Origin of the sequence: Methylobacterium sp. WL103, from assembly GCF_008039885.1 — a bacterium.
GTDB classification, from domain to species: domain Bacteria; phylum Pseudomonadota; class Alphaproteobacteria; order Rhizobiales; family Beijerinckiaceae; genus Methylobacterium; species Methylobacterium cerastii.
This window is the reverse complement of the sequence record NZ_VRUX01001295.1, coordinates 1-442: the sequence shown is the minus strand read 5'-3', so window position 1 is coordinate 442 and position 442 is coordinate 1. Positions and strand designations below refer to the sequence as shown.

The 442-nt window shown below is 75.1% G+C and carries 1 pseudogene; it reads left to right on the top strand.

From position 1 onward, the window contains the following. Positions 1–138: 138 nt before the first annotated feature. A pseudogene (locus FV222_RS29060) lies at positions 139–442 on the top strand (phage head-tail connector protein); the annotation flags it as partial.

Sequence of the window (442 nt, the reverse complement as noted above, 5' to 3'; positions counted from 1 at the left end):
CCCGCCGGGCCGCCGGCGAGGGCCACGTTCGCGAGCCACGCCAGGCCGATCGCGGCCGGGCGCTGAACGCCTGCTCGGAACACCATCGAGACCCCTCGATCCACCAACCCCTCGATCCCCGATTCATGGAGATGCGCGATGATGCCGATACGCGTGGCCGGCGCCGTCGTCGAGCCGGTGACCGTGCCCGAGCTGCGCGGCTACCTCCGCCTCGATCCGGACGACGCGGCCGAGGACGACCTGCTCGCCGCCCTGATCGCCGCCGCCCGCGCCGAGCTCGAGACCGAGACGCGGCGCATCCTCGTGCCCGGCACCTGGCGGCTGGTGCTGGACCGCCCGCCCGCGGACGGCCGGGTGCCGGTACCGCTGAGCCCCCTCGTCGACTTGGTACGCGCGGGCTTCTCCGCCGCGGATGGCGGCTTCGTCGCACTCGGCCCTGGCC